The organism is Staphylococcus simulans (assembly GCF_003043455.1).
Taxonomy (GTDB): Bacteria; Bacillota; Bacilli; order Staphylococcales; family Staphylococcaceae; genus Staphylococcus; species Staphylococcus simulans_A.
The window spans coordinates 1-19,646 of sequence record NZ_PZGG01000028.1 but is presented as its reverse complement, the minus strand read 5'-3'; the positions used below and the strand labels follow the sequence as shown (position 1 = coordinate 19,646).

Below are 19,646 nucleotides of genomic sequence, written 5' to 3'. Positions count from 1 at the left end.
AAATAACGCTTAAAAATAAGCAAACAAAAAAGGTCTATTCATTCGGTATTTAAAATGAATAGACCTTTTAGTATGAACAGGAACAGGAATCCCACGACGAGTTAGCCAATTAAAACATCCTCCAATTGATTGTATTCTTCAATGTAACGATTGAATGCTGCTTCATCTTTTTCGATTAAAGCTTGGTCAATCAGTTCTGTAAGTTTCTCTTTACGTACATTACGTAGAGCTTGATCAATTACGAGTTCTACCCCCAGGTCGTTTACATTCGCTACGAACGCCTTCAGTGTTCCATTTTTTACATTGATATTGTGATTCATTTTAATCACTGCCTTTCTTTTTTTAAGTTATTTACGAGTATACATTGCATTTAATCTAAAATCAATGAATATTCTGACTTTTTAAAAATTAAAAGTGTAATATTAACTCAAAAGTTTCTATTGACTTTTCTAGGTGCTAGTATACAATAATTACATGATTAGATGTCTAACGAATTCTAATTGTAATTAATTAAATAGGAGGACGTGCTTATGGACGAACATAGCATCTTCAAAAGTGATGATATGGCCAATATCCCAGTCATTGCTCAAGAGTATGGAGCACTCCATACAAAATTGCTTACCTACAATAAAAATCCGAGGATTGTAGAAAGCTCCCCGCAAAAAACTTTAGATAACTCTTGTCGCTTTTACGGATCAACATTTCAATCTCTTCGATCTGATACTGCTCGGATTACAAACATCAACAGTAAACCACCCATTTTACTTTCACCAGTTATTTCTATCTTTCTATTCTCTACCCATTCTGAACGCTCTGAAGACAATATTTGGATTAATATCGAATTTGTTCAAGATATCAAAGCGTTAAAGAATAATACTACTAAAATAACCTTCACTGACGGACAATCTTTAATCACAACCGCAACGGTCCGTACTATCTGGCATCAATATAAAAATGCAGCCTACTATGAACACATTATCAGAAAGCGTGTTAAGAAAATTAAATGGAATACAGAGCATCCTATTGACTACTCTAAACCTGCTTTAGATGTATATGAAACACTTTGTACTTATTTAGTGATTAATAACACAACACGCAGCTAGCGTAATTTTAAACATTTTAAGATATTATCTCAAACTGCGGGATGTTTATGGGGAATGAGTGTAAATGTTCCGCAACTTTTTCGTTATTTTCTCTTGAATTATTTTAAGGGATTGTTATAATAGTATTTGTGCTTGAAGAAATAACATTATTCCACAGTAGCTCAGTGGTAGAGCTATCGGCTGTTAACCGATCGGTCGTAGGTTCGAGTCCTACCTGTGGAGCCATATGGAAACGTACTCAAGTTGGCCGAAGAGGCGCCCCTGCTAAGGGTGTAGGTCGCGAGAGCGGCGCGAGGGTTCGAATCCCTCCGTTTCCGTTACTGTAAGAATCCCATTAAATCAATGTCTAAGACGTTGACTTAATGGGATTTTTTTGTAATCAAATTTTCCATTTGAAAATCTACTGTTTTTAATCCCCTTTATATTGTTAATGTATACTATTTAACCACATAAGAATACCGAAGTAGCAAACATTATATTCAATATGAAAAGAAGAAAGTAAAATCATATCAATATCTAAGAAAAGTGTATTACGATTTTTAGAACAAGAAATTTATGATGCGAGAATATATAATGAAGAAGTATTCCTTTGTTAAAATCAATCTGGAGTGAAAAAATGAGAAAAGTACATAGTGTTTTCGACTCGATTATTAGTTATTTGAAAAAAGTGACAATGGGGATGTGGGTTTATAACATAAGTTTTTTAGTTGGTATATGTTTTTTGATTTTAATAATCTTAAAGAATGAGAATATAATTTTCTCAGTAGGATTTGCAATTATTTATTATTCTTTAAATAATGTTCTGATTAGAAATTTCGCTTCTGGAAATGTCAAAGAAATGGCAACAGATTTATTGGACTGTTCTTTAATAACATTTGCAATCCTTTATTTAGTAAAAACATGGTTAAGAGGAAAGTTTGATGTTACAAATAACTTTTTTGCATTCTTTTTACTGTATATAGGGGCAATTATATTAATTACAATTTTCGTGTTGATTTTAATGTGGATTGGTAAAAAAAGAAACAACCATTGGTCTTAAGGTGCTATAAAGTCAGAAACCTCTTAAATTGATAGATGTTTTTGTTTCGTGTATCTTACCGTGTACCAAACAGTATAATTATCTATTATGAAAAGGTGAGAAACTGAATTCTCACCTTAATCATGTAAAGCTTATTTAATTATGACATTAATCGAATTAATTCTTCTCTTGGGATATCTCCGAAATAATGATACGTATCGAATTCAGATAACGCTGCTTCAATACTCTCAAAATTATGCAAGCTGCCGACTAATGCATGTTCTAAATCAGACACATCGCCGACACCGAAGAAATCACCGAAAATTTTCGCATGTTCAATACGGCCGCGTTTAACATCCAATTTAATTTGAACGAAACCTTTTTCGAATTTTTCTTCACGTTCAAAGTTATATTTAGGATTTTTACCGTAGTTCCAATCCCATGAACGATATTTTTCATTACTTAAAGCTTCAATGTTCTTCCAATCATCCTCAGTTAACACATATTCTTCAACTTCATGTTCACCAAAGATATGTTTTAAGATAGTTTCTTTGAATGTTTCAATATCCATGGGTTCTTCTAGGAACTCAGAGATATTTGCGACACGTTTACGTACTGATTTAATCCCTTTAGATTGAATCTTTGCAGGGTTTACGCGTAAGGCATTCGCAACTTCGTTTAAGTCACTATCTAACATTAAAGTACCATGGCTGAACATACGCTCTTTCACTTTAACCATGGCATTGCCTGAAATTTTAGCAGCACCGATTTGAATATCGTTACGTCCAGTCATTTCAGCATCTACACCCATTGCTTGTAAAGCTTGAACAATCGGTTGTGTAAATTTCTTGAAGTTATGGAAACTATTGCCGTCGTCATCAGTAATAAAGCTGAAGTTTAAGTTTCCGAAATCATGATAAACTGCACCGCCGCCAGAAATACGACGTACAACATCAATATTATGTTCGTCTACATAACGTTGATCCACTTCTTCAATTGTATTTTGGTTTTTACCAATAATGATAGAAGGGCGGTTAATATAGAATAAAAAGTAATCGCTATCGTTAGGAAGATGTTTTAAGACATATTCTTCCATCGCTAAATTTAAAGTGGGGTCTGTGATACCTTTGTTACTAACAAACTTCATACATTCTCTCTCCTTCTGTACTTACTTTGCTTGATACTTTATTTATGCCCTAAATTAGGATAAAATGCCAACTATACACTTTGCCCGATAAAGGCTTGAGTCGGTCTTCAATTACAATTATAACGTGTTTACAGGATATTTGTTTATTTGAAGGAAGAATTTTAGTACAATATAGAATAGTATAATTCAAGGAGGATCTGTAATGACTATTGCAGAAGTAGGAGATATTGTAGAATTTTATGACGGTTTAAGAGGCCGTGTCGAAAAAATTAATGATAACTCTGTTATTGTTGACTTAACTATTATGAAAAATTTTGAATCATTAGATTTACCTGAAAAAACGGTAATTAATCATAAACGCTATAAGATAGTTGATCAAGAAGGTTAAAAGATAATGAAAACTAATACAAAAGCATTACTATGGTTTGTGATAAGCTTTGTAGTGTTCCACATCATCTTATTTATCATGTGGGGAGAACGACAAGAATATTGGTATCTGTATACAGGCATTATGTTGTTTGCGGGTATCAGTTATGTCTTTTATCAACGTGATTTAGAATCGAAACGATTGTTGACATCCATCGGTATCGGTATTTTAACCGCAATTGCCTTAATCATTGTACAGTTGATTATGTCTTTGATGTCACAAGATTTAACTTACACGTCATTGATTAAAGATTTATCACGTTCTGGCGTTTACTTTAAATGGCAGATTTTAGTCACATTACTTTTTGTGATTCCTTGTCATGAACTTTATATGCGTACAGTACTTCAAAAACAATTGTTGAATCTAAAGCTTCCTGCTTGGGCAGCGATTATGATTACTGCACTCGCATCAAGTTCACTCTTTTTCTACTTCGATCAAATCTGGTTATGCATTTTTATTTTCATCGTTCAAGCTATTCTATCAATCAGCTATTATTATACGCGTCGTATTATCACAACTTCTGTTGCACAAATTGTGGCAGTAGTGTTATTACTGATTTTTCACCCTTAATTAAAAAAGGACATAAAAGAACCTGTCAGCTTATTACAAGCATTGACAGGTTCTTTTCTATATTAATACGTAGAACGTTCTAATAGTTCGAAATACGAAATTTTGGAAATATCTACTACATATTCTGAGGGTTCTGTAACGTGTAATGCACCTGCATTTGAATTCTCTTTAACGGCTTCGACTGAAATTTCATTGCCGTTGTCCATATAAAGGACAAGATATTTAGCAGGATTCTCATTTAAATACGTTAGAATCGTTGCTTTATTCATATAGTTTCAACTCCGTTTTATTAAAATGTGATATTACCATGCTTATCTGCCGGTCTGAATAACATTGTATTGATTGCGCTGATAATCGCGATTACATGTGGAATGCCTGTCCAGAAGAACGCTAAGTGTAATAGGCCTGAGCCGTTTTTACCTGCGTAGAATCTGTGCACTCCGAAGTTACCTAGGAACAGTGCAAGTACAATATAAACAATTTTATTTACTTTCATGCTGATTGCTCCTTTCTCTTTTCAAGTGATACCTTTATTATGAATGAAAGAATATAAACTTTCCAATAATACAAATGTTAAAATAAAAAGTGAACATACAATATGAATGATTGTTAAACTATATAGTGAATGATAATGATTAAACACACAAAGGAGAAAACAATGATTAGACCAGCTAAACCAACCGATAAACACGCCATTGCAGAATTAACGTATATTATTTGGCAAGATATGGAGCTGCCGATTGTAAAACGTTTTGATAAAGCGCACGTTATTCAATGGCTAGAACAAAGTATTGCAGACATTCCATATCGTTGTTATTACGACAACGTACAAGTTTATGATGTGGAAGGGGAAGTAGCCGGTATTATTATTACGTACCTAGGTAAAGATGAAATGGATTTAGAAAAAAATTGGTTGAAGTTAGATTTACCAAAAGAAGCGAAAGCGATAGGGACACCCTTACCTTTAAGAGAAGCAAAGTCAGATGAACTATATATTGAAACCGTTGCTGTATTTCCAAAATATAGAGGCAGAGGTATCGCAACACAATTAATGGAATCAGTGATTCATCACTCAAAAACTTACAAGTTGAGCTTAAGTTGCGATTTAGTCAATACAGGTGCGTTCAGACTTTATGAACGTTTAGGTTTTCATAGTGAAGGTATTATTGATTTATACGGACACGATTATTACCACATGGTTATTGAACCTGAAACAGTATAAAAAAAGAGACTGGAACAAAAAGTTCCAATCTCTTGATTTTAGATGCCGCCTAATAACGCACTGATATAAATCCCTAACGCATACAGTAAACCAAATACTGTATTGGTTTTACCTGTTGCTGCCATAGCTGGCATCATTTCAGCAGGTGTATCGTTCTTTTTGAAACGACGAATGGCTTTGATAGGGAACGGGAATGATAACAGTACGAGTAAGTAAAAGATTGAACCGCCAGGTACAAAGAAGACGGTATAAACTACCCATGCATAAGCGATGATGTACATGAGGGCCATGAAGCGGATAGAGTTTGCTTTACCTAATAAAATCGGTAATGTTCGACGTCCGCTTTCTTTGTCTTTCACTCGGTCTCGGATGTTATTTGCCATATTAATTAAACCGATAGTGATAATAATCGGTACACTGATCCACACAGCGTAACCTTGTAAGTTATCTGTTTGAATAAAGAACGCGATTAAGATAATAATGAGTCCCATAAAGACGCCAGAGAATAGTTCTCCAAAAGGTGTCCAAGATATTGGGAAAGGACCGCCTGTATACAGATAACCTACGGCCATACACAAGATTCCGATTGGGATTAACCAATAAGAAGATTGTGACGCGATAAATAGACCGATGAGCGCAGCAATCACATAAAAGGCAATTGCTAAGTTCATGACGAGTTTCGGACTCATACCATTACGCACAATCGCACCACCGATACCGACTGATGTATGATCATCAAGACCTTTTTTGAAGTCATAGTACTCGTTGAACATATTAGTGGCTGCTTGAATCAACAGACAAGCAAGTAACATCGCTAAAAATAAACTGAATTTAAGATGGTCTTCGCTACCTAATAAGAATAACTTCGCTGTCGCAGTACCGACTAATACAGGTACCACAGCTGCAGTTAATGTATGAGGACGCATCAACAGCCAATATTTTCGAACAGTTGAAAATTCCTGATATTGTTTTGACATGGTTTCTCCTTCTTAACACTTAAAAATACCAAATTTCAGATTGCGGATTTTAAGACACAAAAATTCTATTATAAATTATCTGCATTCTGATGAATAAATTTATTTTAAGCAATAGAAAGAGAAAGGTCAAATCATGTAAAAATAGTAAATAATAAATGTGCAAATCAAAGTACAGATGAAGTTAAAAAATGATACAATGAGATAATGTGATTAAGTAGAATGATGAAAGAAGTGAGATAGATGACTGTAAGTGTCAAGGATGATCAAATTCTCGACGCAATATATGAAAGCCGTGAAAAATGGGTTTCAGTGGAGGTTAAAATTGACCAGCCGACGAACCCAATCATGCTTTTCCAAATGACAGAAGGTAAAGCAGATGACCGCTTCTACTTCAGGGAGAATACAGGAGAAACGGCCTTTTTCGGATATAACGCGCTTTTAAAATTTAAAAATGACTATGAAAATAAACAAACCATTTTCCGTGAATGGGAAAATTATAAAAATGATATCGCACTTATCCATCCAGATTCAAACAAACATCACTTGAAAGTGTGCGGAGGTTTCCAATTTTCAAGTCATAAATCAGATGACGAGTGGCGTCAATTCGGCTTGAACCATTTCGTGTTGCCGAAAGTATTAATTACGTTGAATGCTTCAGAAACATTCGTCACTTATACAGTATTAAGAGAAGAATTTAATATAGAAGACCTACAAGCACTTGTACAACAAGTTGCAGAAACAGAAGTCAAACCGACACAACCTAATGGGGATGTAGTTCGCAGTGAAGACATCTATAAAGAAGAATGGTTGGAACTTGTGCAAGAAGCGATTGATTCCATGAATGATGAAGAAAAAATTGTCTTAGCACGCAGACGTATGATTCGCTTTGATCGACCGATTGATATCGCTTATGTGTTAGAAAATGCGATGCACAACGAATCAAACAGCTATATATTCGTAATGCAATCAGAAGGATCTGTGTTCTTTTCACAAACCCCAGAACAACTGATGGAAGTTGAAAATCAAGTATTATCGACAAAAGCAGTCGCAGGGACAATCAAACGCACATCAGATGAAACAGAAGATCGAAAACATGTAGATGCTTTCTTGAAAGATGAGAAGAACTTACAAGAGCATCATTTTGTGGTGCAAAGTATTCTAGATGATATTGAGCCTTATGTCACAGATGTAGATTATAATAAGCATCCTAAAATCTTAAAAAATGATCATTTGTATCATTTATATACAGAGATTTCAGGTGCATTAGAAGATAATACGTATATTGGTTTACTTGATCGTCTGCATCCAACACCTGCTTTAGGCGGTTATCCTAAAGAAAAGGCTATGGACTTTATCGAACAAAAAGAGTTTGGGACAAGAGGTCTGTATGGTGCACCAGTAGGGTATATTGATATGGAGGATAATTGCGAGTTTATCGTCGCAATTCGTTCTATGTTGATTAAAGAGAAACAAGCAACTTTATTTGCAGGTTGCGGTATTATCAAGCAGTCTGATCCACAGAGTGAATTAGAAGAGACTACACTTAAATTTACTCCGATGATGAATGCTTTAGGAGTCGAAAATCATGGATAATCATCAAACTTTATTAACTAAACAAGTTTTTACGTTAGCTTCAGAAATTTATGCGTATGGCATCAGAGAAGTTGTCATTAGTCCAGGGTCTCGTTCAACACCGCTTGCTTTAGCGTTTGAAGCACATCCTGGCATTAAAACATGGATTCATCCAGATGAGCGCAGTGCATCATTCTTTGCACTCGGATTGATTAAAGGCAGCAATCGACCTGTTGCCATTTTATGTACGTCAGGCACAGCTGCAACCAACTATACGTCAGCAGTGGCTGAAAGTGACATCAGCAACTTGCCGTTAGTGGTATTAACGAGTGACCGCCCACACGAATTACGCGGCATTGGTGCACCGCAAACGTTGAACCAGGTCAACATGTTCCAAAACTTTGTACGTCATCAGTTTGATATGCCGTTAGCTGATGATACAACAGGTTCAACAGAAGATGTCATTCGTTTCCAAATGCAGATTGCAAGTCAATATTTTGAAGGACCAAAACGTGGTCCGGTACATCTTAACTTGCCATTCAGAGAACCGTTGACACCAGACTTTGAGATGACAGAGTGGTTAACGACAAATGAAAAAGTATTACCTAAATATCAAAAGACAGCTACAGTTGAAGCCATTAAGCCAATCTTGAAGAAAAAACGCGGATTCGTCATTGTTGGCGATATGCAGCATCAAGATGTGAGAGAATTATTGCCGTTTGCGACGGTTCATGACTTGCCGATTTTAGCAGGTCCCCTTTCAGGTCTGCGTCAATCAGGTCACCCGAACATCATTTCAACGTATGATTTACTGTTTCGTGCAGGTTTAGACCCGCAAGAGATTGATTTTGTGATTCGTGTCGGCAAACCAGTGTTGTCTAAAAAATTAAATCAATGGTTGAAAGCCACAGATGCTTATCAAATCGCAGTACAAAACAGTGCACAACCAGATGCCTTCCCAACACCTGCAGATATTACGTTTGAAATGACACCGAACGATTTCTTCCGTGCACTCGGAGATATTCCAACAGCGTATCGCAAGCGTTGGTTATCCCAATGGCAAAATATGGATAGTCGTGCAAAAATTGAAGTGAAGAGTTATATCGATCATGCGACAGATGAAGCAGCGAATGTCGGTATCTTATTAGATAAATTAACTAAAGAGGATACTTTATTCGTCAGCAACTCTATGCCGATCAGAGATGTAGATAATCTATTTGTAGATTGTGAAGCGGAGATTTATGCTAACCGTGGTGCCAATGGTATAGACGGTGTTGTTTCTACTGCTATTGGTATGGCAGTGCATAAGAAAGTCACACTCTTAATCGGAGACTTAGCTTTCTACCATGACATGAATGGTCTATTGATGGCGAAATTGAATGATATTCATTTGAATATTGTGCTGTTGAATAATGATGGCGGCGGTATATTCTCTTATCTGCCACAAAAAGAATCCGCAGCAAAATACTTTGAACGTTTATTCGGTACACCAACACATCTTGAGTTCAAACATGCGGCGATGTTGTATGATTTCAACTATGCATTAATGGATTCTGTTGAAGACTTTAAATTCACACCATTATCACAGTTAGAGTCTTATATCTATGAAATTCGTACAGACCGTGAAGACAATCGTCAACAGCACCAAATCTTATATCAGAAATTGAGTGAAATTGCGAATGTTGAATTATAATTTTTACGACAGTCAAACAACAGAAAATCATAATTTATTAGTCATGTTGCATGGATTCATCAGTGATGCGACGTCTTTCGATTCGCACATTGATAAACTGACTGAATCTGCTAATGTGGTAACGATAGAGCTGCCTGGGCATGGTCAGGACCAAAGCGACAGAAGAAAGCAGTGGCATTTCGATTTTATTTGTGAAGCGTTAGATAACGTATTAGCACAATTTAAAGATTACCATATCTATTTGCATGGCTACTCTATGGGTGGCCGTGTGGCGTTGTATTATGCCTTGCATGGACAATTAGAGTTAGCAGGTTTGATTTTAGAAAGTGCATCACCAGGCATTGCGGATGAAGCAGCTCAAAGTGAACGTCAACAAGTTGATGAAGCACGCGCTAAAGTATTAGAAATTGCTGGTATTGAAGTATTTGTAAATGATTGGGAAAAATTGCCATTGTTTGCGAGCCAAGCAGAGATGATGACAGAAGAACAACGTCAAAAACATCGTGCGATGCGCTTAGCACAAGACCCAACCGGTTTAGCGAAAGCACTGCGTGATTATGGCACAGGACATATGCCGAATTTATGGCCAGAACTCACACAACTTCAACTACCGATCTGCTTGATTGTAGGCGAGTATGATGAAAAGTTTGTGGAACTCGCACACAAGATGCATCAACAACTTCCAAACAGTGAAGTGCATGTTGTAGAAGGGGCCGGTCATACGGTTCACGTGGAAGAACCAACACAATTTGATATACTATTATTAGGTTTTTTAAATAAGGAGGAGCAAAATGACTAGACAATGGGAAACAATTAAAGAATATGAAGAGATAAAATATGAGTTTTTCGATGGCATTGCTAAAATTACAATCAACCGTCCAGAAGTGCGTAATGCATTCACACCAAAAACAGTACAAGAGATGATTGACGCATTCTCACGTGCACGTGATGATCAACGTATTTCTGTAATCATCTTAACAGGTGAAGGCGACATGGCATTCTGTTCAGGCGGCGACCAAAAAGTTCGTGGTCATGGCGGCTATGTAGGCGACGACCAAATTCCTCGTTTAAATGTATTAGATTTACAACGTTTAATCCGTGTTATTCCTAAACCAGTTATCGCAATGGTACGTGGTTATGCAATTGGCGGCGGTAACGTATTACAAGTCGTATGTGACTTAACAATCGCTGCAGACAATGCAAGATTCGGTCAAACTGGACCTAAAGTCGGTTCATTCGACGCAGGTTACGGTTCAGGTTATTTAGCGCGCATCGTAGGTCATAAGAAAGCACGTGAAATCTGGTACTTATGCCGTCAATACGACGCACAACAAGCTCTAGATATGGGCTTAGTCAACACAGTTGTGCCATTAGACCAAATTGAAGATGAAACAGTACAATGGTGTCAAGAAATCATGCAACATTCACCAACTGCTTTACGTTTCTTAAAAGCAGCAATGAATGCAGACACTGATGGTTTAGCAGGTCTTCAACAAATGGCTGGGGATGCAACGTTACTTTATTACACAACTGATGAAGCGAAAGAAGGTCGTGACGCATTCAAAGAAAAACGTCAACCTGACTTTGATCAATTCCCTAAATTCCCATAATAGATTAATTATTTAAATGAGATTTTACAAGTCTCTCGTGTTCACACCTTTGGGGTGTGAGGCGGGAGGCTTTTTATGTCGTTTTTTTACTTTTTAGGTAAATTAAAAAAGGGCGTACAGCGATTAAAATTATAAAGTGCACGTTAGGATTAATATATTTTTAAAGACCGCATAACTCTTTATTTTATCGCTATTATTAAGTGTTTTATTTTGCGGAGTGTGTTAAACAAATTATATAAAGCAAGCGCAAATTTACTTAATAATTAAAACTATTTCATTGACATTCATTATGATGTTGAATATATTTTAACATAGAGGTGAAATTATATGAGTAATAGCACAAAGAAGGATTTGGATCACGACTTATGTTTTCTTTTTTATATCACAACTAAAGAAGTGATCAACCGTTTTAACAAGTTTCTAAAACAATACAATATCAGCTTCCCAAATTATATGGTCTTATCTTATATCGAAGATGATGAAGAGGTGTTTGTGAAAACCCTTTGTAATAAATTGTTTTTAGATTCAGGTACAATCAGCCCGATTGTTAAGCGATTGGAAAAGAAAAACTTAGTCATTAGAAAACGATTGCCAGAAGATGAAAGAAAAGTAATGTTAAGTTTAACTGAAGAGGGAAAAGAATTGAAAGCACAATTCAAAAACATTTCAACACAAGTGATTGATCAATTGAATTTAGATTCAGATGAAAAAGAAGATTACTATAACATGATGCGCGGTTTCGCAGAAAAGAATCTGAGTCAACCGGAAGTTTAGCCAAGTCAACAAGAAATACTGAGAATAAAGAGGGAATGTTATGCTCATAAGAGAGGATAATTTTTTTAGGGATAATATTAAGATAACTCGCACAATAAAAATACTAAAAAAGAAAGTGGGGTAGCACTAGCGAACTAGTCTATCTCACTTTCTTAATGATGATTTATTTTACATACTGATTTAAATAATTTTCTAGACGATCCATACCTTCTTTAATTGTGTCTAAATCATAGGCATATGAAATACGAATATGTCCTTTACCTGCATCTGTGAAGGCTGAACCAGGAACCATAGCGATATGGCCTTTTTCTAATGCATCCACACAGAAATTAAAGTCGTCTTCAATATTGAATGGTGCAAGGCTAGGGAAGATATAGAATGCACCTTCAGGTTCAGCATCAATTTTAAAGCCCATATCCAGCAGACGTTGTTTTAAATAAGATAAACGTTCTTTGTAGGCTTTATTCATTGCTTTTGGTGCATCAATGCCATCTGTTAATGCAGCAATACAAGCGATTTGAGCTGGTACATTGGCGCAAATCGTATTATAAGCATGCATGAATGTTAATTTCTCTATTAAGTACTCAGGGCCTAGTAAAAAGCCGATACGAATACCTGTAGCAGAATGAGATTTACTTAAACCGCTGATTAATAATAATTGGTCACGTAAACCTTCAAATTCAGCTAGTGATGTGTGTTTACCTTTAAAGGTATTTTCAGCATAAATTTCATCGCTTAACACAAAAATTTCATGTTGCTGCAACTCTTCAGCAATCGCTTCAGCTTCTTCTCTATTTAAAATTACTCCTGTTGGATTGGTAGGATAGTTTAAAAGAATGGCTTTTGTTTTATCAGTCACATGAGCACGAATAGCTTCAGGCGTAATTTTAAAGTCTGTTTTTGTAGTATCTACGTAAACAGGCTGTCCGCCTAATGTTTCAATCAATGGAATATAACCTGCATAAATAGGACCAGGAATAATGATTTCATCTCCAGGTTCCAAGATACTGCGTAAAGCAGTGTCAATGGCTTCACTTGCACCATTCGTCACGATAATTTCTTCTTCTGTGTAATCAACGTTATAACGTACGTTGAAGTATTGACGAATCGCGCTTCTTGTTTCCATTAAACCTTTATTATGAGAATAACTTGTTTCATCGTTTTCGATGGCTTTAATGTATGCGTCTTTAACCACATCAGGCATAGGAAAGTCTGGTTGACCGATTGTTAAATTGATACAATCTGGTATGTTTTTAATTCGACTTGAAAATTGTCTGATGCTTGGCGCACGTAAAAATTTAGAATTTGTATTTAAAGATAATTTCACTCTGTTAACACCTCAATTGATTACTGCACTATGTAAGTAAATGCTATCTTAACATATTGTAACACTGAAAACTGTCAAAAAGTCTGAATTGCTTTAATTTTAAGTCGATAATTACCAAAAGAAAGTGAGACAAAGTGGATTTGCCTCACGATACTTCAAAGTTTTGATTTAAATTTTGATGGTGACTTGAGATTAATGACTGGATTGGTCCATTTTGCTACAAAGTTTGTCGATAACAGATAGACAATAAGTGCTGTTAAACCAATCAAGTAAAGATAAGTCCACACTGTAATTGGATCTTGGAAAGGATAAAGTTTGTAACCTCTAATCAATCCGATCGCAATACCGTGTAACAGATAAATATACATCGTACGTTGACCAACATACGTAAACCAATGTAATCCTGAAGGGACTAAGTTCAAGAATGAGAACATTGTGGCACAAATAATCATATAGAGCAATAAACGTTTCAATGGACTGTAAACATCTGGTCCATCTAATGAACTATATGGTGAACTGCCAAGAAGCCAATCAGAATTTATCGGATGAATCATATACACGATATAGAATCCGACTAAAATCAATAATGATATAGGAATTAATTTCTTATTTCTTAGTAACATTGCTTGATGTTTATTCATTAAGAACCCTAGATAAAAAATAGGGAAGAACACAATCGTTCTTGAATAACTCATATAGCCATCAATATTAGATGAAAAGCCTGCAAGTAATGACACTATTACAGCAATAGGTAAGACGTAATATGGTTTATAGTTCTTCACAATCACTAAGACAACATGAAAGATAAAGAGTGTAATTAAGAACCATAACGCAAAGACAGGATCAAATGGATCCAACTGTAAGTGACTGCTTTTACCTGTCAGATAATAATAAACTGAGAAGAAACTAAAGAACACAAAATAAGGTACTAATAGTTTTTTCGCAACTTTTTCTAAATGATCAGGCTTACCGATATTTTTCGCAAAGTAACCACTTATAAATAGGAAAGAGGGCATATGGAAACTGTAAATCAATAAGTACAGTGCACCCATGTGCTTGTGTCCTTCTACATAAGGGTTTAATAAATGTCCGAATACCACTAAATAAATTAAAAAGGCACGGGCATTATCAAAATAATAATCTCTATGGGATAGTGATTTATGCATATGTAAACTCCTTTTGAGATTTTGGATAATCTTAACGTATTATACTTACCGACTTAAATGCAAGATAAACAACTTTTACAAGTTTTTGTTGTATATTTTCCGCAAAAAACTTATAATATGTATATTAAAACTAGCGGGGTATAACATCTATGTTTAAACAACTTGAACAACAAATAACACTGACACACAATGATTTGATTATTGTAAATAAACGATTTGGTCAATGCGCTAATTTAACAACTGAACAAATTGAACTTTTACGCGTTTTGAATGAGCATCATAGTTTATCACAATATGATTTAACGATGAAAATCGGAAAGGAACAATCTATTGTTTCGAGATGGATTAAAAAACTGGTCAATTTAGGTTATGTGATCAGTGTTCAATCAAATCATGATTTACGATGTAAAGTATTAAGTGTCACGCCGAAATCTGAAGAATTAATCAATCAAATTAATGTCGCTCGCCGAGAATGGTTACAAAAACAATGTGAAGAGTTATCCGCTGAAGATGTGGAAACACTATATAAGTTACTGGCAAAATTAAATAAAAAAACCTTTTACATTTAAAAGGAATGCGGTATACAGGTTTCTGTATACCGTATTTTTAATGAATAAGGACCTGCAGCAAATAATTACGCTGCAGGTCCTTTTCAAATATCAAAATAATAATGAGGATTAAACGCGATAAATATCTGTGTCGAAGTATTTACCAGTTTCACCGATCTTATCATACATTTGTTTCATTCTTGTCGCATTGTGGCTTGCCCAGTTGATATCAGTCGCATATTGATGCGTAGCTGGTTCACTTGGATTCCAACGCATGCGGTAAAGTGTGTTTTGACCTCTATCTAAATAATCACTTGTGATGAACTTAGCGCCACCGATAATTGCTTTTTCTACAGTATCCCAGCCGTAGTGTGCTGCTGTTTTAAAGCCGCCACGTACTGCATCAGTATCAATCGCGCCGATACCGAACATATTGTAGTATTTTTTAGGTTCGTTTGTCACAACTTTATTGGCACTATTAACGTAACCGCCGTTAGCAAGAGCTGATGTACCATTACCAGTTTCAAGTAAAGCATGTGAGATTAAATAGATTTCGTTAATATCATAAGTTTTAGCTGCTTGTGTGAAAGCTGCACCTTGTCCTTCTAAAATGCCTTTACCTTCAAGTAATTTATTTACACTGCTTGCTGAAAGGGCTTGTGCTTTATCTAAACGTAAGAATTGATATTTTTGCGTAGCATCTTCTGTGATAGTTCTAGGATCCATCGCAGTTCTGACTTCATCTTCTGATGCATCGTCCCATTGACCAGCAACGTGTTGAACTTTAGGTGACCAAGGTAAGTTCATTTGTTTTGCGACTGCTTGATCAAATGAGTAGTCAGAAACGTTTGTACGTGTCAATGTATTACGAACATCTGCCGCTTTAACCCAAGCTGTTTGTCCATTAGCTAAGACACCATGATACCAAGTTACGCCATTGACTACTTGTCTTTCAAAGACTGTAATGATGTTGCCGAATTGGTCTTTTAATGAGCCTAATACTTGGCCATTTGGTGTTTTGTAGTAATAGCCTTTGTTGCTTGTCACGATATAATCATGGTTATATTTCACAGCAGGTTGTTGTTTTTGTACTGAAGTTGTTGCTGCTTTAGCTGTTGTTTTAGGTGTTAATGTTTTTTCAGCTACCCAACCTGTTTTACCATTCACTGTACCGTAAACATATGGAGTTTTGTTGACTAAAGTACGTTTAATTGCTTTGAATGTACCATTTTGTTTTGTTAATGGATCAATTAATTGTTTTGCTGTACCCCAAGGTGTTGTGTATAGACCATTTGATTTTGTATTCACACTATATTGTTGAGATGTAGGTGTAACAAGACCTTTATCTGCAACTCTTACGTCTTTTGCGTTAACCCAACCAAGTGGTGTTGTTAAACCGATATTTTGTAATAAGTAGTACAATGTACCGTCTTGATTACGTTCTCTTGTAATGTTGTAAGTGTAACCTAAGAATTTCGCAGCTTTCGCGCCTTTTTTATCATAAACACTTGCACGTAACCCATAGTTATCAGATACATATTGACCTAATTTGTTTACTGTAATTGTTTTGTTTAAAGGTGCTTTAGCTGTTTGTGTTGTAGCTTTTGTTGCTGTTGGTTTTGCAACAGCTTTTGTTGTAGTAGCTGCTTTTGCAGTAGGTTGTACTTTTTGAGCTGTTGATTTTGCTACGGATTTAACTGTATTAACAACTTTCTTAGCTACAGGTTTCACTGCTGTTTTAGTAGTTTTAACTGTAGTAGCTGCTTTTGCAGTAGGTTGTACTTTTTGAGCTGTTGATTTTGCTACGGATTTAACTGTATTAACAACTTTCTTAGCTACAGGTTTCACTGCTGTTTTAGTAGTTTTAACTGTAGTTGCTGGTTTCGTTGCCGGTTTTACAACTTTATTAGTTGTTGTTTTTGTTGTAGGTTTCACTGCTGTTTTTGTTGTAGGTTTCACTGCTGTTTTTGTTGTAGGTTTCACTGCTGTTTTTGTTGTAGTTTTAGCAACTGGTTTAACTGCAGTTTTAGTTGCAGGTTTTACAGTTGTTTTCGCAACTGGTTTAGTCGTTGGTGTCACAGCTTTTTTAGTTGTTGTTTTAGATGGTGTTGTAGTACTTACACCTTTTACTTGTGTTGTTGGTTTGCTGACAGTTGTTTTAGGTGCAGTGTAGTTAGATAATTTAGCGATATCTACCCAGCCTGACTTACCATTTACTGTACCGTATACATATTGAGTAGGGCTGACTTCTGTTTGTTTAGAAGCTTTAAATGCTTGCGCACCTGTACCTGAAACAGTTGCGACAGCTTGTTTATCAGTACCCCAAGGTGTGCTGTATAATTTTGTGCCTGATTGAACACCGTAAGTTTTAGTGTTTGTAGTAACAGGATGGCCGACTTTGTAAGTGATGTCGCCAGTTTGTACCCAACCATAATTTGTACCTTTATTATAATCACTGATTAAGTAGAATGATTTATCACCTAATAACGCTTTTTTAGTTAAGCGGTATGTTTGGTTATTTAATGATGTATTTTGAACACCAGCTTTATCATAAACTGTTTTATATAAACCGTTGTTAGTGTTGTTAAGACGACCTAGTGAATCTACTGGAATTAATTTTAATTGAGATGTATTAGTGCTAGGTTTTGTTGTCGGTTTAGTTGTTGGTTGTGTCGGTTGTGTAGTTGTACTTGATGCAGTACCCCAAGGTGCCACAACACCTTCTTTGATTAAATATTTTTCATTAATTAAATCATATAAAGCATCGTAGTTGTAACCACGTGATTGTAAGTAACCATGCGGATCGACGTGGTCTGTACCACCTAAGAAGTTTGAAACTGCACGGTGAGTCCATACTGTACCACGGCCATCATATTCAGCACTATCTGGTTTTAAACCATAATATTGTAAGTTTGTTGCGGCATAATCAGCGATATTGTTCATTTGACGCGCAAACGAATCTCTATCATGTGTATGCACAAGCTCCATATGAATGTAACGTTCGTTGGCTACTGGACCAGCACCCCATGCAAGGTAGTCTGTGTTCGCTGTTTCAACGATACGATTACCGTCTACGAAACCATGAACAAAGGCATTTTGCCAGTTGTTTTTCATATAAGCAACTTCGTTATTCAATGTTGAATTTTCATTTGCTGTATCATGGATGACGATACCTTCTGGTTTACCATAACGATAGTTGTACTTAGGGATGTAAGAAGAGTAATCTTGTTCATATGTCGGAACTTTGTAATTTTGTTGACGAATGTAATCATTGATAGATGAATTCACTGTCGGTTTATATTTTGGTAATGATGGTTTAGGTGCACTATAAGTTGTTTGTGCAGGTTGTGCTGAACGTGTTGCAGTTTGTGTAGTTTGAGCTGAACGCGTTGCTGTTTGCGTTGGCTCTTGTACTGAACGTGCAGCAGTTTGTGTAAGTTGCTGTACTGAACGGAAAGTTGTTACAGGTTGAGTTGAACGTGCTGCATATGTTGTAGCTTTTGGTTGTTCAACAGTATTAGAAGTTGTTTGATTTACTGAAGTTTGTGCTTCAGGTTGAGAAGCTTTGTTTTGTTCAGTTACAACTTGTTGTTGAGCAGCTTGTTGTGCTTCTTGAGTTTGTTGTTTATTTGCTTGTTCTTGTTGTTGAGCAGCTTGAGCTTGTTGTTCAGCTAATTGCTGTTGTTCTGTGGCTTGAGCATTTTGAGCCTGTGCATCTGTTTGTTCTGTAACTTGTTGTTCAGCATCTTTAGTTTGGTCAGTAGTATTGTTTTGAGCGTCAGCAGCTTGTTGTGCATTTGCTTCATTACTTGGTTCTGCTTGATTATTTAATTGATCAAGTTTAGAATCGTAACTCAAATTCTCATCATTTTCTTTTGGCTGTACTTGTGTCGGATCTTCGTACTTTTGTGTACCTGCAATAGTATTTGTTTGATTCTGAGTTGTAGATTGATTTTGAGCCGTTTGATTACCTGTCGGCTGTTGATTCTGGTTCACATTGCTTGTAGTGTTTGTAGGTTCTGAAGTTTCTGAATTACTTTGCGCATATGCTTGGTGCGTTGTAATAGCAGATCCTGCGATAGTTAATGCAATGATTGCTGGGGTTTTGTAATGAAACTTTTTAGACATAAAATGATACTCCTTTTAACAATATATTATTTTGAATATATTACAGTCTGTAGATAAACGTCTGGATTGGTAATTCTGAATTTCGTAGATGTTTGATTCTTAACGTCAGTGAAGTACAAGTCTGTGGGTGACGTTAGAAAATAGATGACTTGATGATGTTATTAACACATTGGTCGTTGTTGAAACGCATTATTAACATTTATCCAGGTCATATCATTTCTACACACAAAGCTACTAGCAGACTGAATGAATATGACACTATGTCAAAACTATGTAATATATCATTTTCATATATTATAATACGACTAAAGTCGGTTAGAGAGGTTTTTAATCGATTTGTAATCAAACCTTAATGTGAGTGCTC

General features: G+C 35.7%; 19 protein-coding genes and 2 tRNA genes. 13 read left to right on the top strand and 8 right to left on the bottom strand.

Features of this window, described 5'->3' with window-relative positions:
* Positions 1 to 101: 101 nt before the first annotated feature.
* Complete coding sequence (locus tag BU038_RS06540; protein ID WP_002480446.1) at positions 102 to 320, bottom strand: IDEAL domain-containing protein; 219 nt, start codon at positions 318 to 320, stop codon at positions 102 to 104.
* 210 nt (positions 321 to 530) lie between these two features.
* On the opposite strand from BU038_RS06540, the gene BU038_RS06535 reads away from it, so the two are divergent.
* The 4 genes from BU038_RS06535 (at position 531) to BU038_RS06520 (ending at position 2,142) form a co-directional block, all read left to right on the top strand.
* Entirely contained in the window at positions 531 to 1,103 is a 573-nt protein-coding gene (locus BU038_RS06535; protein ID WP_107605344.1) for a competence protein ComK, read from the top strand.
* 150 nt (positions 1,104 to 1,253) lie between these two features.
* A tRNA-Asn gene (locus tag BU038_RS06530) sits at positions 1,254 to 1,328 on the top strand.
* Between the two features lie 3 nt (positions 1,329 to 1,331).
* Positions 1,332 to 1,420 (top strand) — tRNA-Ser (locus BU038_RS06525).
* Positions 1,421 to 1,719: 299 nt separating this feature from the next.
* Positions 1,720 to 2,142 carry a hypothetical protein gene (locus tag BU038_RS06520; protein ID WP_107605343.1) on the top strand — a complete coding sequence of 141 codons (423 nt, stop codon included), beginning with the start codon at positions 1,720 to 1,722 and terminating at the stop codon, positions 2,140 to 2,142.
* A gap of 139 nt (positions 2,143 to 2,281) precedes the next feature.
* Here the strand turns inward: BU038_RS06520 and BU038_RS06515 are convergent, their stop codons facing one another.
* Positions 2,282 to 3,268 (bottom strand): lipoate--protein ligase, encoded by a 987-nt coding sequence (locus BU038_RS06515; protein WP_107605342.1) that lies wholly within the window; start codon positions 3,266 to 3,268, stop codon positions 2,282 to 2,284.
* A 202-nt stretch (positions 3,269 to 3,470) separates the two neighbouring features.
* Here BU038_RS06515 and BU038_RS06510 point away from each other — a divergent pair, with 202 nt between their 5' ends.
* Positions 3,471 to 3,656, top strand: coding sequence for a YkvS family protein (locus BU038_RS06510; protein WP_002480449.1), 186 nt, complete (start codon positions 3,471 to 3,473; stop codon positions 3,654 to 3,656).
* Between the two features lie 6 nt (positions 3,657 to 3,662).
* Positions 3,663 to 4,265, top strand: coding sequence for a CPBP family glutamic-type intramembrane protease (locus tag BU038_RS06505; RefSeq protein ID WP_107605341.1), 603 nt, complete (start codon positions 3,663 to 3,665; stop codon positions 4,263 to 4,265).
* A 62-nt stretch (positions 4,266 to 4,327) separates the two neighbouring features.
* Here the strand turns inward: BU038_RS06505 and BU038_RS06500 are convergent, their stop codons facing one another.
* On the bottom strand, positions 4,328 to 4,534 hold the full coding sequence (locus BU038_RS06500) for a hypothetical protein (protein ID WP_107605340.1): 207 nt from the start codon (positions 4,532 to 4,534) through the stop codon (positions 4,328 to 4,330).
* Positions 4,535 to 4,554: 20 nt separating this feature from the next.
* A complete protein-coding gene (locus BU038_RS06495) occupies positions 4,555 to 4,761 on the bottom strand; it encodes a TM2 domain-containing protein (protein WP_002480452.1) in 207 nt (68 codons plus the stop codon).
* A gap of 162 nt (positions 4,762 to 4,923) precedes the next feature.
* Between BU038_RS06495 and BU038_RS06490 the strand changes: the two genes are divergently transcribed.
* A complete protein-coding gene (locus BU038_RS06490; protein ID WP_107605339.1) occupies positions 4,924 to 5,487 on the top strand; it encodes a GNAT family N-acetyltransferase in 564 nt (187 codons plus the stop codon).
* 38 nt (positions 5,488 to 5,525) lie between these two features.
* Here BU038_RS06490 and BU038_RS06485 read toward each other — a convergent pair whose 3' ends face one another.
* Positions 5,526 to 6,464, bottom strand: a complete 939-nt coding sequence (locus tag BU038_RS06485) for a 1,4-dihydroxy-2-naphthoate polyprenyltransferase (RefSeq protein ID WP_107605338.1) — start codon at positions 6,462 to 6,464, stop codon at positions 5,526 to 5,528.
* Positions 6,465 to 6,704: 240 nt separating this feature from the next.
* Between BU038_RS06485 and BU038_RS06480 the strand changes: the two genes are divergently transcribed.
* The 5 genes from BU038_RS06480 to BU038_RS06460 all read left to right on the top strand — a co-directional run bounded on the left by BU038_RS06480 (position 6,705) and on the right by BU038_RS06460 (position 12,113).
* The gene (locus BU038_RS06480; RefSeq protein ID WP_107605337.1) at positions 6,705 to 8,057 is read left to right on the top strand and encodes an isochorismate synthase; all 1,353 of its coding nucleotides are present in this window, start codon (positions 6,705 to 6,707) and stop codon (positions 8,055 to 8,057) included.
* The gene (gene menD / locus BU038_RS06475) at positions 8,050 to 9,729 is read left to right on the top strand and encodes a 2-succinyl-5-enolpyruvyl-6-hydroxy-3-cyclohexene-1-carboxylic-acid synthase (RefSeq protein WP_107605336.1); all 1,680 of its coding nucleotides are present in this window, start codon (positions 8,050 to 8,052) and stop codon (positions 9,727 to 9,729) included. The genes BU038_RS06480 and menD overlap by 8 nt, the downstream gene beginning before the upstream one ends.
* The gene (menH, locus tag BU038_RS06470; RefSeq protein ID WP_107605335.1) at positions 9,716 to 10,528 is read left to right on the top strand and encodes a 2-succinyl-6-hydroxy-2,4-cyclohexadiene-1-carboxylate synthase; all 813 of its coding nucleotides are present in this window, start codon (positions 9,716 to 9,718) and stop codon (positions 10,526 to 10,528) included. Before menD ends, menH begins: the two co-directional genes overlap by 14 nt.
* Entirely contained in the window at positions 10,521 to 11,339 is an 819-nt protein-coding gene (gene menB / locus BU038_RS06465; protein ID WP_002480458.1) for a 1,4-dihydroxy-2-naphthoyl-CoA synthase, read from the top strand. Before menH ends, menB begins: the two co-directional genes overlap by 8 nt.
* A 327-nt stretch (positions 11,340 to 11,666) precedes the next feature.
* Complete coding sequence (locus BU038_RS06460) at positions 11,667 to 12,113, top strand: MarR family winged helix-turn-helix transcriptional regulator (RefSeq protein WP_107605334.1); 447 nt, start codon at positions 11,667 to 11,669, stop codon at positions 12,111 to 12,113.
* A 163-nt stretch (positions 12,114 to 12,276) separates the two neighbouring features.
* Here the strand turns inward: BU038_RS06460 and BU038_RS06455 are convergent, their stop codons facing one another.
* On the bottom strand, positions 12,277 to 13,440 hold the full coding sequence (locus BU038_RS06455) for an aminotransferase class I/II-fold pyridoxal phosphate-dependent enzyme (RefSeq protein WP_107605333.1): 1,164 nt from the start codon (positions 13,438 to 13,440) through the stop codon (positions 12,277 to 12,279).
* Between the two features lie 155 nt (positions 13,441 to 13,595).
* On the bottom strand, positions 13,596 to 14,606 hold the full coding sequence (locus BU038_RS06450) for an acyltransferase family protein (RefSeq protein WP_107605332.1): 1,011 nt from the start codon (positions 14,604 to 14,606) through the stop codon (positions 13,596 to 13,598).
* Positions 14,607 to 14,755: 149 nt separating this feature from the next.
* On the opposite strand from BU038_RS06450, the gene BU038_RS06445 reads away from it, so the two are divergent.
* On the top strand, positions 14,756 to 15,175 hold the full coding sequence (locus tag BU038_RS06445) for a MarR family transcriptional regulator (protein ID WP_107605331.1): 420 nt from the start codon (positions 14,756 to 14,758) through the stop codon (positions 15,173 to 15,175).
* A 108-nt stretch (positions 15,176 to 15,283) separates the two neighbouring features.
* Here BU038_RS06445 and BU038_RS06440 read toward each other — a convergent pair whose 3' ends face one another.
* Positions 15,284 to 19,282, bottom strand: coding sequence for a glucosaminidase domain-containing protein (locus BU038_RS06440; RefSeq protein WP_107605330.1), 3,999 nt, complete (start codon positions 19,280 to 19,282; stop codon positions 15,284 to 15,286).
* Positions 19,283 to 19,646 lie beyond the last annotated feature (364 nt).